This window comes from Cupriavidus sp. DL-D2, assembly GCF_039710735.1.
Taxonomy (GTDB): Bacteria; Pseudomonadota; Gammaproteobacteria; order Burkholderiales; family Burkholderiaceae; genus Cupriavidus.
The window spans coordinates 165,476-180,099 of record NZ_JBDKXK010000011.1 but is presented as its reverse complement, the minus strand read 5'-3'; the positions used below and the strand labels follow the sequence as shown (position 1 = coordinate 180,099).

Annotated in this window: 16 protein-coding genes; 9 read left to right on the top strand and 7 right to left on the bottom strand. The window is 58.1% G+C overall.

All coding sequences use genetic code 11. From position 1 onward, the window contains the following. Nucleotides 1–10: 10 nt before the first annotated feature. Both ABDB81_RS08675 and ABDB81_RS08670 read left to right on the top strand, forming a co-directional pair. Entirely contained in the window at nucleotides 11–625 is a 615-nt protein-coding gene (locus tag ABDB81_RS08675) for a type 4 pilus major pilin (RefSeq protein WP_137927669.1), read from the top strand. A gap of 126 nt (nucleotides 626–751) precedes the next feature. Then, nucleotides 752–2,083, top strand: coding sequence for an adhesin (locus tag ABDB81_RS08670; RefSeq protein WP_137927670.1), 1,332 nt, complete (start codon nucleotides 752–754; stop codon nucleotides 2,081–2,083). Between the two features lie 239 nt (nucleotides 2,084–2,322). Here the strand turns inward: ABDB81_RS08670 and ABDB81_RS08665 are convergent, their stop codons facing one another. The 4 genes from ABDB81_RS08665 to ABDB81_RS08650 form a co-directional block, all read right to left on the bottom strand. Further along, complete coding sequence (locus ABDB81_RS08665; protein WP_137927671.1) at nucleotides 2,323–3,153, bottom strand: hypothetical protein; 831 nt, start codon at nucleotides 3,151–3,153, stop codon at nucleotides 2,323–2,325. Between the two features lie 96 nt (nucleotides 3,154–3,249). Continuing rightward, entirely contained in the window at nucleotides 3,250–3,447 is a 198-nt protein-coding gene (locus tag ABDB81_RS08660) for a YqaE/Pmp3 family membrane protein (protein WP_137927688.1), read from the bottom strand. A 431-nt stretch (nucleotides 3,448–3,878) separates the two neighbouring features. After that, entirely contained in the window at nucleotides 3,879–5,057 is a 1,179-nt protein-coding gene (locus ABDB81_RS08655; RefSeq protein WP_137927672.1) for a FlhC family transcriptional regulator, read from the bottom strand. Nucleotides 5,058–5,072: 15 nt separating this feature from the next. Further along, nucleotides 5,073–6,278 carry a hypothetical protein gene (locus ABDB81_RS08650; RefSeq protein ID WP_137927673.1) on the bottom strand — a complete coding sequence of 402 codons (1,206 nt, stop codon included), beginning with the start codon at nucleotides 6,276–6,278 and terminating at the stop codon, nucleotides 5,073–5,075. Nucleotides 6,279–6,871: 593 nt separating this feature from the next. Here ABDB81_RS08650 and ABDB81_RS08645 point away from each other — a divergent pair. The 6 genes from ABDB81_RS08645 (at nucleotide 6,872) to ABDB81_RS08620 (ending at nucleotide 10,693) form a co-directional block, all read left to right on the top strand. Next, nucleotides 6,872–7,180 carry a hypothetical protein gene (locus ABDB81_RS08645; RefSeq protein WP_137927674.1) on the top strand — a complete coding sequence of 103 codons (309 nt, stop codon included), beginning with the start codon at nucleotides 6,872–6,874 and terminating at the stop codon, nucleotides 7,178–7,180. Between the two features lie 98 nt (nucleotides 7,181–7,278). Beyond that, nucleotides 7,279–7,707: a hypothetical protein gene (locus ABDB81_RS08640; RefSeq protein WP_137927675.1), complete on the top strand. Its 429-nt coding sequence runs from the start codon at nucleotides 7,279–7,281 to the stop codon at nucleotides 7,705–7,707. Nucleotides 7,708–7,713: 6 nt separating this feature from the next. Further along, on the top strand, nucleotides 7,714–8,496 hold the full coding sequence (locus tag ABDB81_RS08635; protein WP_137927676.1) for a hypothetical protein: 783 nt from the start codon (nucleotides 7,714–7,716) through the stop codon (nucleotides 8,494–8,496). 12 nt (nucleotides 8,497–8,508) lie between these two features. Continuing rightward, a complete protein-coding gene (locus tag ABDB81_RS08630) occupies nucleotides 8,509–9,072 on the top strand; it encodes a single-stranded DNA-binding protein (protein WP_137927677.1) in 564 nt (187 codons plus the stop codon). Nucleotides 9,073–9,303: 231 nt separating this feature from the next. Then, nucleotides 9,304–10,380, top strand: coding sequence for a primase-helicase zinc-binding domain-containing protein (locus ABDB81_RS08625; protein WP_237380992.1), 1,077 nt, complete (start codon nucleotides 9,304–9,306; stop codon nucleotides 10,378–10,380). A gap of 100 nt (nucleotides 10,381–10,480) precedes the next feature. Beyond that, nucleotides 10,481–10,693: a hypothetical protein gene (locus ABDB81_RS08620; RefSeq protein ID WP_137927678.1), complete on the top strand. Its 213-nt coding sequence runs from the start codon at nucleotides 10,481–10,483 to the stop codon at nucleotides 10,691–10,693. Nucleotides 10,694–10,763: 70 nt separating this feature from the next. On the opposite strand, the gene ABDB81_RS08615 is transcribed toward ABDB81_RS08620, so the two are convergent. Genes ABDB81_RS08615 through ABDB81_RS08605 form a run of 3 tightly spaced genes read right to left on the bottom strand, consistent with a single transcriptional unit; the run spans nucleotide 10,764 to nucleotide 12,425 of the window. Continuing rightward, nucleotides 10,764–10,895, bottom strand: a complete 132-nt coding sequence (locus ABDB81_RS08615; RefSeq protein ID WP_255459743.1) for a hypothetical protein — start codon at nucleotides 10,893–10,895, stop codon at nucleotides 10,764–10,766. A 60-nt stretch (nucleotides 10,896–10,955) separates the two neighbouring features. Further along, complete coding sequence (locus ABDB81_RS08610; RefSeq protein WP_137927679.1) at nucleotides 10,956–11,393, bottom strand: hypothetical protein; 438 nt, start codon at nucleotides 11,391–11,393, stop codon at nucleotides 10,956–10,958. Nucleotides 11,394–11,402: 9 nt separating this feature from the next. Then, nucleotides 11,403–12,425 (bottom strand): PRTRC system protein D, encoded by a 1,023-nt coding sequence (locus tag ABDB81_RS08605; protein WP_137927680.1) that lies wholly within the window; start codon nucleotides 12,423–12,425, stop codon nucleotides 11,403–11,405. Nucleotides 12,426–13,454: 1,029 nt separating this feature from the next. On the opposite strand from ABDB81_RS08605, the gene ABDB81_RS08600 reads away from it, so the two are divergent. Then, entirely contained in the window at nucleotides 13,455–14,585 is a 1,131-nt protein-coding gene (locus ABDB81_RS08600; RefSeq protein ID WP_137927681.1) for an integrase domain-containing protein, read from the top strand. Nucleotides 14,586–14,624 lie beyond the last annotated feature (39 nt).

The following is a 14,624-nucleotide window of genomic DNA, read 5'->3' as shown; positions in this document are numbered from 1 at the left end:
AGATTTAAAAATGAGCCAACAAATCAACGAACACGACGTCTCGATCGAAGCCACGAAAGCTCCGGCGCTGACGCCCCTCAAGGATCGGCCGATCAGCTCGAAGAGCCGGCTCGGCCGTCAGCGCGGCGCCGGCATTATCGAGGAGTACGGTATCTACCTGCTCGTTGCCGGCATCGTGCTTATCGCCGTGCTGGTGGCCTTCGCCCGTACGCTGACGGACACTGAAGTCCAGCAACTGACTTCCGAGTTGAACTCGGTGGTGGGCAAGACGAAAGCGACCTACCGCGGCCAGTACAGCAAGGTCTCGATGTCCGGCCTTATCAACAACGGCATCTTCAAGGATCTGACGACTATGACGGTGGCGGGCAGCAACGTGATCGTCCAGCCCGGCGGTGCGCAACTGGCTGTGGCGCCGGCGCAGCTGTTGAGCGCGAACGATGCCATCCAGTGGACGCTGTCGCAGCAGCCTGACGCTGCCTGCAGCTCCCTCGTGGCGGCATACCAAGGTAGCGCCGGCAAGATCGTGGTGAACGGTACCGTCATCAAGGCAGTGGGCGGCTCGGTCGATCCGTCGCAGATTTCCTGCTCAGGCGGGAACAACACGATCAACATCGTCGTTGCCTAAGCCTTGCCGCCAAAAGCGATAGCAAATTGCCGAGCTTTTGAGCGGTAATACTCTGCTGATTGGCTGCATGATACTGAGGTATAAGGACCCGGCCGTGTGGCCGGGTTTCGCATAAGGAGAACCAAGATGCTGATGACGGATGCCGCCTTTCAGCTGACGATTTCTGCGGTGGGGCTGGCCACGATGGTCTACACCACGAACAGCGCCATCGATGACGCCCTTGCGATGGGCACTGGGCAGTACATGCAGAACGTGGCGCAGGTCGTGAACACGTACGTGTTTGACAATATGACTGTGCTTGCCGCCAGTCCGACAACACCAACCAGCATTCAGGCGGGCAGCGTCACTGCAACCGTACCCAAGCCGTTGCAGCCGACGATTCAGGATCTGGTGAACCTGCAGTTGTTGCCCATTGGATTCAGTGACAAGAGTCCATTGGGCATCTCCTTCACTATCAATCTGACGCCCACAAACTGCGCATCCGGTCTGACTAATTGCACGATCCCTGGGCAGATGTATTCCACCGCCGGTTATCGGGATGCGACCGGCAATATCCGGTCAGACCTGATGGCAGCCGCAGTTCAAATGGCCGGCGTGGATGGCGGTGCCTCATACGCGGAGAATCCCGCCCTTATCACTGGAATGGCGGCAAGTTGGTCGGCGGCGAACCCTTTGCCGGGAACGCCGGCCGGCGTGCTGATGATGCGAGTAGGTAATACCTCACTGCTCGCGCAGTCCATGAATCAGTTCTACAAGCGCGACGGCTCGCTGAATCTGACCGGTCCAATGGATGCGAACAACCAGGCGATGAATCGCGTGGGGAATTTCCAGTCTAATGGTTCTGTGTCGGCAGCCGGGAATGTAGCCGCGAGCGGTAACGTTACGGGCAACCTCGTGGCAGCCAACGGGCTTCAATCCTACGGAAACGCATCCATTGCGGGAATCGTAGGTGCCGCTCAAGTTAACGCCTCTGCGATCCAATCGTACGGGAACGTGAGGGCGAACGGGTCAGTTGTGACAGACGGCTATATATACGCTGCCGGTGCCTTGGTCCCTTCAACAGGTACATCGCAGCAAGTGTTTGACGGACAAGCATGCGGGGACCCCCAAGGGTCGATTCGGAGCGACGCATCGGGCAAGATACTTTCTTGCCAATCGGGTGTGTGGAAGGCTGCGTCCGGTGGTGGGATGGGCATACACTCTATGACATGGCAATATGGAGGCTCGGGCGCCGCGAATAGTTACCCGATGCTCTGTTATTACAAGGCAGGGTCACCGGGAATTTATCAGGGGGCTGGCGCCTACTCGACGGACAATCGTGCCGGATCCGTTGCGGACGCATTTTCGCCGTTTGGCGACAGGGGATATCGGCAGACCGATGGATACGCGTGCCCGCCGGGCACTGCGTGGGTCCAAGCCTTCCCCATCATTCAAGATGGGGGCGGCAACGGCGGCTAACTCAGGTCGCTCTTGACCCCAAAAAGCCCCGCCGCGACGGGGCTATTTCTATTATTTTAGCTGTGAAAAGGGCAAGGAATAGGATGCCAAGGGCAGGCAGTGAGCGCCAACGACCTCACCGTCAATCCGCTACTCTTAAGCACCCTTACCGGTGATGAACGCGTGAAGGCCGCGTCATTCTCCGAAGATAGCAAAAAAAACGGCCAGCAGGGCTGGCCGTCATACGCCGTGCGAGGGGCTTACTGGCACTTCAGAACGACGACCCCAGTAACGTCCCCACTCGTGGGGGTAGGGATGGCATAACCAATGGCCAAGTACGGCTTCGTTGCAGAAGGCCCAAAAGTCTGAACTTGCTGCAGAACGCCGCCGGCAATGAAAACGCCGTTGAGAATTGAGCCGGTCACAGCTGCGGTGGCGTGCGCATCGGAGCCGATGGCGACGTCGAGATTGAAGCTGTCAAGCGTGGCAAATGTCAAATCAACGACTGCTACGGCCGAGTTGAGCTTACCCGGAGCAAAGTTGCCGCTTACAGCGGTGGGGCTAGTGCTCGCTACGGCAGAGCAATTCACTTTGATATCCGGGGCTCCGACAGTCAAGTCGGGAAGGAGCTTAATCGGCCTCCCTACGGCGTAGTGGGAACCTTGGTTGCTGTTGATTGTGCCAACAGAGCTGCCACCGTCAGTCCACCGGCCAATGGCGAAGTCACCGTTGCCCGCTACGTCCACGACCTTGCCGGAACTGAGCGTCACCAGGCTATTTGCGTCAACGCCGAACTGTGTGTACGCGCCTTCGGCAGTCGCCTTCTGGAACTGAGCCGCGAAGCTAGCCGAGGAGATTGTGCCGGTAACAGTCTTCGTGGTCGATGAGCCCTGCGGCACGAGGATGACGGCAAGAGGGTCACCGGAAACCACTGTGGCGCTACCCTGAACGGTAATGGTCGGCGCGGGCGGCGTCGGCGTTGCAGGCTGCTGCGCCGCAGAAGCGCTATCGCCACCGCCGCCACCACAGGCGGCCAGGGTCAGCAGTGCAGCAGCAGAAACGATGGAGAGTGCGAACTTGGTCTTTTGCATTTCTTCTTCCTCTGTTTTCGGTATGGACCGCGGCTCGATCTGAACCGCTTAATTCCATCCTACGGGCTTAATCCGCTTGTCAAGCCCGTGAAAAAATCATCGGCCGCGATTGTTAAGTGCGGCCTGAATCTTCTGGTCGGTTTTGTATTGGCTCAACGCATATGCCGACCAAATGGCCGCCGGAATCCAGCCGATCACTGTTGCCTGAAGTATCAAGCAGACGACGCCGGCGAACGGTCTCCCGATCGTGAAGAACTGCAGCCACGGCAGCAGAATGGCTAGGAGTAATCGCATCGTTGCAAGCAAATGGCAAAAATGACAAGGGCAGAAGGATACATCACCGCCCATTTGACTATTCGGCAATAAAGCGCCAATTTTTACCCCACGTCCAGGGGGTGCTGGCTAGGACGTGTACAGAGTCTTTCCACACGAATTGCACAGGTGGTATTGGCGAGCGACCATGAAACCGGTCTCCCTCCACAGACGAATGCTCCGCGAGCCGCAGTAGGCGCAGCTGACGCCGTGTTGCGTTTGGCACTGCGGATGGGCTTGGAGATACTCCGCCAACCTCGGATGTTTCCGGCTGGGGAGCAAGATCAGCGCAACGAGGCCAATCAACGAGGTGCAGAAGCAGATCGCTGTCCAGAGAAAGCGATTGCGGCCTACGCGAGGGGCCAAGAAGAAGGCGAGTATGGCTGGCAGCCAAAGTGCGATGTACATAAATACTATTTCTTCCTCTTTCGGGAATCAGCGTGTGGGCCACCGAGCGCGCCACTGCAGTTCGGGCAGGAGAAATTGTGGCTGAGTTCGATGCGGGGAGCCGTGTTGGCAATGAGATAGGGAGTCCTGCAAACACGGCAGGGCGCCAATTCTAGCGTGGCTTCTGTCGAGATAATCCGACAGATGTGGCACGCTCGGTCAGCTGAGATTTTCGAAATCGTGCCAAAGATCTTCTCGAACAGGTCGTATGCCGCGATCAATGCCTCGGGGACGTTGGCACCGAAGGACTGCGCTATCCTGTAGAACGAAACCATAGCCGTGGCTTGGAGGCGATGCGTGGCGTGCTCGAAGTACCAGGCGGTAGAGGACGGGAGTTGGCCGGAAGGGGAGGAGTCGCCGTGAATTTGTTGGAACTGGTTCCGCGTGTACGTTCCGCTCATCCCGAGCAACGACGCCACGATCGACGCGCGGAATCTCTGACGGATCATCAGATCCGAGTAGACGCGCTTGGCGACCGGCTCCAACGTGAGGCGTGTCCAACTATGTTTGCCAGCGAGTTTGTCGGCACGCATCGGCGTCGCGGCAATAAAATGGTGCGCAAGGGTGTCGGGCATGATGCGGCCCGTATCGAAGTCGATCCAAAACGGCTTGCTTGGAAGCCGCCACTTGAAGATCGGGAAATCGATCCGGGCGATCGCGCGGTCAAGCACATGTTGGGGTAGCGATCGGAGATACTCTGCGAGATCCTTGCTCAGTCCAAGAAGCGGTGCCGCAAGGATGCTGACGTGGAGCAGTTCTGCCAGCAGCCAGATGTAGTGGCGGTTGTTATAGAACAGTCGCAGCTTATCGTCGGTGTCCCACGGCGGCATGTTGGAGCGCAGCTCATCGATTGCCAGTGTGGTCGTTGTGTTCTCTGCCAAACAGCGCCAGTCCTGCACATCGGTGAGCGTAGGCGTAACGACGAGGAAAGGCGTGCCCATCAATTCGCGCTGCGTGACCTCGGCTTGACGAACGCGCTCCACATTTTCATGCCCGATCTGGAGCGTAGCCTCAAGCTCGGGGTGGTGCGAGAGAATTTCTGCCAAATGGTCGGTCAGATGATAGTTGGCGGAGCGAATACGGTCTCGTGTCATTCGCGAAAGCAGCAGTCGTTCGAAATCCGCTGTTGGAGATTGGGCTTGCATGATGTACTCCTTTTCTTATGCGGACTTCAGGGCTGCACGGATGTCCGCCTGAAGGCGAATGACAATGCCGTCGAGCACGCTCAATGTGGGGCGGTATTTTTCAACCTCTCCGTCAAGCTGGACCGCCAACTGGGCGCTAGCAAACGTCGAGACGAGCGACTCGAACATCTGGACGAGCTTCCGCAGGCTCTCGCTGGCACGGGTGCGACGGTCCAACGCGTCCTGGTTCTCGGAAATTTCGTGGTCGATTGCGTCGCGCTTGCTCTGAAGGGCGGTCAATTCTGCCTGGGCAGCAGCCAGTTGCTCATTTTTGGCGGTGAGCGCTTCCTCGAGCGACGCGTAGCCTGGGGGCACGATCTCGATGGGGACGGTCTCGGGGCGGGCATGGGCCTTGGAGTAGGCGATCCGCGATTGAAGCTCTTGCTTCTCCTGTTCGAGGTCGTGAATCTGCATTTGCAGCCGGCTGAACGTGGCATTTTGACGCGTCAGCTCTTCGCGTGCTGCGCTCAGCGCGGTACTGTTCGCATCCGAAGCGGCCGTCAGTCGAGAGATTTCGGAGTTCAGTTTGCGGATCTCGAAGTCTTTTTCCGTGTTCTCTGCGACAGTGCTCGCGAGTTCGCCGGTGGCGATGTCTAGCCTGTTTTGAACTTCTGACAGGTCTTCCTGTTGCCGGCGAAGCTTGTCGACGAACTTCCGGATGTTGTCTCGGTGATACGTTGGGTCCGTTTCCTTATATTCGATGACGGCGTCAATCTCATCGTCCGTATAGTCATTACGGCGAAGAATCATAAGTTCGCCGACATTCAACTTCGACAACGCGCCGTTATGGCTCAAGAAGCGCCGGTAAAGGTTCAGGTAGAGCTCTGCCTTGCTTCGGGATAGCTCAAGATGGTTCTCTGCGATGTGAAAGAAGAGATCCCAGCCGCGAGACCGTGCGGCTCTTGAATCGCCGTAGTGTGTGACGGCGATCTCGGTTGCGGAGTCGTGAATTTGCTGCAGGTCCGCGCCCAGGTCAAGAATTAGACGCTTGATCTTGTCCGTGGTGCGTTGAACGTTCCGGATGCATTCCAGCAAACGGCTCAGCATGTCCTCGCTGACCGGGATGTCGCCGAAAGCCTGGCGCAGTGCAAGCGCGTATCGTGCCGTGTCTGTGCTTCCCGCGTAGTTGACGATATCGGCCTGCTGCTCGGCCTGAGCTTTCTTATCTTTACCTTGAGGCATTTCGACTCTCTGTTGATGTCCCGACAAACAGCGTATCGGTCTGAACGCGATGTCAAGCTAACGTGAAGGTTACGAAAGCGAGGGAGCGTTCAGATCGGAGAAAGCTCGCTTTTTCGATGCGGCTTTTCCGGAGGGGAGTGGAAAGCTGTTTGCCTAAGGGTGTCTTATCGGGACGCTGGAGCCTTGCTTGTAGGCACTTACCCCTATGGTCAGGGGTCCATATAAGCAACGTTTAAGACAAAGGTAAATAAAAGTAAAGACGGGGTGCGTGTATGCGTTGGCGGGATTTCTGAGCACGCTCATCGAAAAAAACCAGAAAGACGGGCCTTTTTTGTGAGCTTTCTCCAATGTCTTGGCGACGTTTTGCCCATAGCATCAGAATCATCCCCGCGTCATCGACGCATCGACTCGCACCAGATAGCTCATACGGTGCCATCTCACTGACGCCTTCTAATCCCAGCGTGCTTACGCCATGCCAATGAGCATGCCGCAAGCGCGTTGCGCCCGCCATCGGATTCCTTGCTCCTCGAGCATCGAATAATCGCCCGGCATCCGCCAGGAAATCCCCCTATCAACGTTTCTCGAGAGAAACCATGGAATCCTTCGCCAATAACCTGATCAAGCGCCCGCTCAAGCTTCTCGCTTTGGCTATGGTGTTGTATCTGGCTTCACAGTCCTTCATCGTTGGTGTGTTTGTCACTGTTGTTGCGTTCTTCTTTCTGAAGGAGAAAGCAATTCAGTGGAGCAAGGTCGTACCAGCCGCCCCCAAGGTGTCGATGCCTGATGTCCCAGCGAAGCCGCAAGCGACCGCTGAGCAGCCGGCACAACCACCCGAGAAGCAGTACGAACGCTCGGCCGTGGTCACGCCTATCCGTCGCACCGGAACGCACGATCGTTCCTAATCCCTAGTCGCCCAATCCTGGGCGGCCTCATTCCACCTGTCGCGGGTATCCAATACCCGCCGACAGGTGGGTCTCTGGATGCCTGTCCGGAGACCATCATGGAAACAAACACAGCAGGATGGCAGCTGGACTTCTTCGGTGAAGCGGCCGCCATCGTTGTCCCGCCTCCCAAGCTTGACCCTTTGCCTGACCCCTCGCATTGGAGCGAGGCGGTGCGGGAGAAGATGGTCGATGCGTTGATCAGCCTGGCCTGTGACAGCCGTCGCGGCGACAACATGCCTGAATCGTTGATTGACTGCGCAGAACTCTTGCGCGCTCGTATCCGAAGGAAGCCGCTCGATCATGAGGAGTACTGCATGACGCTCGGTTGGATCTTTGGATATTGGGACGGAGCGCTTCCCTACATATACGTCTGTGCAGTGTGTGGCGTTAGCCCCGAAGTGCTGCAAGACGTTGTCCTCAACAATGCCCGACTGAAGGCTGATCTCGAAGAGGTCAGGCAACAGTGCTGCGGCTCTCTTCTCTGAAATCTCATGTCGCTTTTCAAGTTCATCAAGCAGGCGACTGTTGCCATCCTGGGGCAGGGTGCCAGTACAGCCGCAGAAGCCGCAGAAGTAGCTGTTGGAACCGGCGCGGATAACGAATACGAGATCTTCATCAGCGGCGTGCCGCATCTCTTCCGTGATGAGGGCGACTGCGTTGTCCATTTTCGAGCGGAGTTCGATAGCCTGATCCAGCAAACAGCGTTCGGCTCAAAGCTGCTGCCGGAGGTGTTTCCTCGTTGGACCAAGGTGCGCGTCTACGACGAAAAGGGCGTGACGCCCAAATCGGTCGCGGAAACGGTGATGCGTGACGCCAAGCAGCAGCCCACGCAGTCGTCGCCGGTGGAGCACAAGGCGGCCCAAGAGACGCACGATGGCCGTGGTCTGTCGGATCGGCGAGGCTCTGCCATTGCGCGGACCGCGCATACCACGTCGCACGAAGAAGCTTCGTCAGCTGACTACACCGTCGGAACGCTCATCGAATGGGGCGAAATGGAGTTCCCCAACCGAAAGCAAGGTGGCAAGCCAACTTATACGTCTTTCGCCGTGAAGCTTGACACCAACAATGGTGTGAAGACGCTGCAGGGCGAAGGCCTCAAGGACGTCCTGGCGGACGCGCGCTCTAAAGTCGGTGAGCGCGTCGGCATCAAGCGTCTCTATAAAGAGAAAGTTCTCGCTTTTGACCAGGCGACCGGTCGTCCCATCTTCGAAAAGGGCACGCAAAAGCAGAAGCTTTGGGACCGTTGGGTCTGGTCCATTAACCGTATTCATTGACAAGGAAACAACATGGCATCCGTAAACAAAGTCATCCTCGTCGGCAACCTCGGGGCCGATCCTGAAACTCGTTACCTGCCGAGCGGTGACGCAGTTACCAACATTCGCCTCGCAACGACGGATCGCTACAAGGACAAGCAGTCCGGCGAGTTCAAGGAAGCGACCGAGTGGCATCGCATTGCCTTCTTCGGGAAGCTGGCGGAGATCGCTGGCCAATATCTGAAGAAAGGCTCATCCGTCTACATTGAGGGCCGCATCCGTACGCGCAAATGGCAAGACCAGTCCGGCCAGGACAAGTACAGCACAGAGATCGTTGCTGACCAGATGCAAATGCTGGGTGGCCGTCAGGGCGGACAGTCCGGCGGCGATGACAATGGTCTGGACGAAGGTGGCAATGCTGGTCAGCGCACCGGCGGTGCTGCACAAGGCCATCGACAGTCGCAACGCCACGCTGGGCAACAGCCGGCTGGAGGTTACGGCGGTGGCGGGGCGCAGCGTGATGGCTTCGATCAGTTTGACGACGACATACCGTTCGCGGCTCCTCTGGCGCTCGATGGGATACCGTTCCGGCGCTAAGGCAGCCGGAGCCAGGCGTCGAAATTTCAATTTGCAACTGCTGCCGGGTTCCCGGTAGCGGTTGCACCTTCCTTACGTTGCCGGCGATTCGCTGCCGCGCCACTGATTCTTCCATCTCCCTCGAAGCGCCATGCTGAAAAGACCTTCTGGCTACCCGCCGGGATGTCTTTTGAGCAAGCGTTCCTTCGCCTGTCTCAGGCATCGACAAACCTACTCCACCTGGAGCATCCCATGAAAATGAAAGATCTGAGCGTGATTGTTGCGAGTTGGGAATCCCGTCAGTGGGATGCACTCATTGCAGAGTATTTACCTGCTGGCGTCCTGACGGATGCCTTCTGGAGCGGTCGACCTTGCCCTTGCCCGATATGCGGTGGGAAAGATCGGTTCACTTACACCCGCAAGCGTGATCGCGGAGATTGGGTGTGTCGCAAATGCAATAACGGAAATCCTGGCGGCGGTGACGGCCTCGAGCTGGTCCGCCGATACACCAACATGTCCTACTACGAGCTGAAGTGTCGGCTCAATGGCGCGGCGCCGCCGGCGCCATTGCAGCTACCCGATCGGCCCGTGTCGACGCGCAAGCCGCTTGATTCGGCGGCAAAGCTGCGTCGGATCGAGCAGCAGTGGTCCAAGGCATCGCCTCTGTCATCGGGTGACCTCGCGATGCAGTACCTTGCCGCCCGGGTTCCTGGGCTACGCGCCCCGCGGCCGCAGTCGTTGCGGTTGGCCGTACAGGAGTACTGGCACGAGAAGCAATTGATCGGACGGTTCCCGACGATCGTTGCGCAGTTCACGCTGCCAGACGGCCGCATGGCAACCGTGCATCGGACATCGTTGGATCCCAATCGGCCTGAGAAGGCCACTGTGATCAGCGAAGACGGGGAGATTCTTCCCTCGAAGCGCAACGACGTGTCGGCGCTTCCACCGGCGGGCGGTGCTGTCCGCTTGATGGCGCCGCGCAATGGCGAGTTGGGTATCGCCGAAGGGCTGGAAACGGCTTACGCCGCGTACATGCAGTTCGGTGTGCCGACCTGGTACTGCCTTAACCGTGTACTTCTCAGCCAGTTCGTTGTACCTGACGGTCTTGGTATCCAGACGATCCACATCTTCGCGGACTTCGATGCTGTTGATGTGAAGACGGGGAAGTCGCCCGGCGTAGCCGATGCGCTCGCGCTTCAAAGGCGCTTGCGTCAAGCCGGCTTCAAGGTAGTGCTTCATCGTCCCAAGATCCGAGGCACGGACTTCTGTGACGAATGGCGAACAGAGTTCCAGTTGCGCCAGATTTCTCAACAGGCGGTCACCGCCTGATTTTCCCCGCCAACCGGCGGTTCTCTTTCAACCTCTGCCCCGTGGGTCTGTCCCACGTGGGCGGACTCCCAATGTGGCAGGATCTCTCAGGAGAAATGCAATGCCGCAAAAGGGTTTCACCGCGATCGTGAACAAGCTCCATATCCAAGCCATGCGTCGCACTTTGACTCGCGATGTTCAGGCCAATCAGTCGGACGCGCAGTTCTTCGACGTCTATCGACGTGAACCATCCGGTGATATGACGTTGGTCGAGAAGGGCCTTTCATTTGACTCGGCGATGGATTATTGCCTGACGCCCACGACGGTACATTGAAGCGGACCCATCCCATTAAACACAAAGCCCGGCAAATGCCGGGCTTTTTTATTTCCGCGCGCCGCTTTTATCAGGCTGGCTTCCGCGCCTTGAAGCCGCGGTAGCAAGCGACGGCCGCCTCCAGTACGCAGTAGCAGATCACGACTGCGAACACGAAACGGTTAATGTCGTGGTTGGTCGAGAGGTAGTCAAAGAACTTCATATGAATTCTCCTGAGGTTTGTTATAGATTGCCACACAACTCGCTGAGGTCAAGCGTATGTCTAGTATCGGGCCATTGCGTCATTGAGTGCATCGATGTCCAGGCCTGCCAGCGGATCGAAATGGTCGTCGCTCGGTTCTTTCATGGCATCGGCGGTCTGCATCGAAGACGAACGGGCGGCGCCGTCAGGTGTCGCAGTGGGTGGTGCCACTGGCGGCTGGCCTCGTAGCGGCGGCGCGGAATCCCGGAACTCTTCTTCCTGGGTGACAGTAGAGGAGTTGGCGGATTGCAATGGGTCCGCCTCCGCCACGCGCATTATCGGTGGGCTTGCCATTAGCGGCAAAAGCGCGCCATCGGCTCCACTCTGCAGCCCCGCCTGAAGGCCACGCATAGCGAGCATTCGCAACATGAAGGAACGCTCTCGTGCCCCGGAGAACTGCCGTACATACGCGAGCAGCTCCGGTTCGGACAGCGTCACGGTCATCTGCAGCTTGTCCATGACGTCGCCTTACGCCTTGCGGTTTGCATGCCGCGCAGCCCCGATCGCGTAGAAACCGCGGACGTTCGCGAAGCAGGGTGCATCCATCATGTGGATGACATTGAGGGGAAAGGCGGCGCGGATCGCCGGCGCATAGATCTGTGCACCGCCGCCAGTCAAAATGATCGCGCGCAGATCATCAGTACGACCGACGCGGGTCTGAATTTCCTTGACTGGTTGCTGGGTGATCGCCAATGCTTCGGACAGATAGGGGCCAATATCGAGATCCTCGCCAAAATATACCAGGGGCTTGGATTCCCGGATGGCCTTGTCGATGCGCTCGATGCCCGCGTCCGGCTGGCCACGGTCAGCGGTGATCAGGCTCGCGACCTGCTGGTAGACGCGAGCCGCGCCGCCGGGCACACCACCGCTGCGGGTGTCGTCCACCGTGTAGCCGCGTGCAACCACCCAATCGGTGGTGAAATAGCCTACGTCGATGACCAAGTAGGCGTTGTCGGGATCGTATTGCTTACCGCTTTGCTGAATGTAGCTGATAAGGGTGCCGAGCGGCTGAGGCAGGGGGAGTACATTGCCAATCTGAATCTCGCCCCACCCGAAATCATGCGTGCCTGCGAAGCGGTCTTTCAGGTGGGCGGCGTATTTCTGGGTGTTGTGGACCGGCAGCCCCAGAACGAGGCGCTCTACCTCGCGCGCGCCGGCGTAATGAAGGGCACCCGCCAGCAGCGCAGCATAGTTTGACGTAGCTGCGAAATCCTCCGACAGAGATCGACCTGTATGTACGTGCGCACCGCTGATCGATACGTCCGGTCCCACTTGGTATCGCGCTCCATCCACTTCCACGGTGACGACGTTGCGTGATTTGAAGACGCCGCCGCCGAAGCTATTCAGCGCGGTGTTTGGCGCGAGCGGTGCGAGGGACGGAAACATGTTCATGGCGATCTCCGAGCCCTGAGCCCAGGCTGACTTGGTGTTGCCGTAGCCTACGTCGATGGCGAAGGTCGTGTGCTTAATGTGTTCGGCGTGTTGCTTCATGACCGCAATTCCTCTCAGATGGTTTGTGTTGCTCTGCTCGATGCGCCAGTTCGGAAACGTCCGCACAAGTCCCACCATGTCCTAGTTGATGGCACCAAGTCCCACGATGTTGGTTCAGTTTGATGCCACTATCTCGGACATGGACGGATCAAGTGCCAGTTGGTCCGACTTGGTGGCACATCGTCACAGCCCACTCTACCGTCGCAAAACCAAAGTCAAGTCCGCAAAAGCTCGCCAAATTAGGCTTCGATACGTTGCCACACGCTTGAATCGTGGTTTATGCTTGGCGCATCTACCGCGTCCCCGACGCATCGACCTCGCCGCCATTTGCGCGGCAAATCTACCCTCTGAATCCTTCCTACAAATGGGTTTAGGGGCGCATCTGTCCGAGCCGCACAATGTCGCGGCATTTTTTTCAATCGGCTCAAGTACATACTGGCCCACACTGAGGACCCCGGACACCGCGATACCAATTGGCTTTGCGGTCGGTTTTGGGGAATGAGCTGAAATGAGGACATGTGCAAACCGGACACCCGGACACATTGTTGCCTCTATCTATTCCACTAGCCCAGCGGCGAGAAGCGGGGTATGCGAACGGTGAACCCGATACACGGCGGTTCAGATGTCGCTACCTGACGGGCAGGACGTGGGTTGAACTGATCAACCAGACGCTCCAACTTCATACGAACGGCGTGCGCGGCCGTAGAAAAGAACAGCGCAACAAGAGTTACGCGGGCGGCGTAGCGTGGTGCTTGCACCATGTGGCGTTCATGTTGGGGAGCGGTTCCCTCCAGCAACCGGGTAGCCCGTCGAGCCTATTGCGCGTAGCGCAGTTGGTTCGATCGGGACAGTCATGCACGCTTCTTCCGCGTGAGGGCTGACCAGCCAATGGAATCGCTAAAGGACCTGGAAGAGCAGGGCCACGGTCGGTGGTTAAACGGCAGAGAGGGGCGTTGAGGCCAAACGCGGTGTTACGGGGGCATCGCGTGATCGCACAGCGTCGAGAACAGCAATTAGAGGAGCGAAATCATGCGCCAGGCGGCGGTGTTCGACATCCGGGGCCTTTTGGCTAAATACGACCTACCCACACGAATGAAGTCCGAGACCGAGGTGGTACTTTCGGACAATCTGAGGAAGATCCTTAGCCAGACACGGATGAGTCTCAAGAGCGCGTCACTCAAAACGCAGGAGCGGCGGATGTACACCGTGTGTCGCTCACTCGCGGAGCTCCGCGAACTTGGCCTGATGATCGAGAGCCCTTACTCGCTACGGCACAAGCACATTCAGGCATTGGTCGAGTACTGGGTGCGGGAAGGACAGACAGGGGGGACGATTGAGAACAAGCTCAGTCACCTCAAGGCCTTCTGCCAATGGCTTGGCAAGCACGACCTCGTTCGTCCGCTAAGTGCTTACACAGATCGCGAGGAGAATGGACTCGTTCGGTCATATGTGACGACGAGAGACAAGTCGTGGGAAGGATGCGGTGTGGACGCTCTGGCAGTGATCGCCGACATTGCGAAGGATGATCCGCGTGTAGCCATCCAATTGGAGCTACAAGCCGCATTCGGGTTACGAATTGAGGAGAGTTGGTCGCTCAAGATCGCTACCGCATTGAAAAACTTGGACACACTGCGGGTCGTCGACGGTACCAAGGGTGGCCGGAAGCGGGAGGTTCCCATTCGACTTCAGCTAATGGTTCTGGAAAAGGCGGCACGCGTCATCGATCCCGTGAGTGGGTCTACGACTCCGGCTTCATATTCCATGAAGCGCTGGCGAAACTACTACAACGCGGTTCTGCGGAAGCACGGTGTGTACAAAAAGGGCCTGGGCGTAACGAGTCACGGTTTGCGGCATGGGTGGGCACACCAGGTGTACGAAGAGGAGGCGGGGGCACCGGCGCCAGTCAAGGGTGGCGCGGCGCCGGACCTGGAGGCTCATCGTCAGGCAATTCAAGCGGTCGTTCTTGCTGCTGGCCACAGTAAGCCGTCGAAGAGTGGCGCCTATTTGTCGACCTTTGCTGCGATGGCTGCCGCCGGCAAGCCCGAGGTATCTCGTGAAGATGCCGAGGCGGCATTGCGCAGACACAGCGGTAATAAGAGCAGAGCCGCTTCGGAGCTAGGGATAACGCGCCAGAGTCTATACCGGCGCATCGCAAGCTAGATGTTTATACGCGCTGCTGCCGACAGCGTCGGCGCGAAG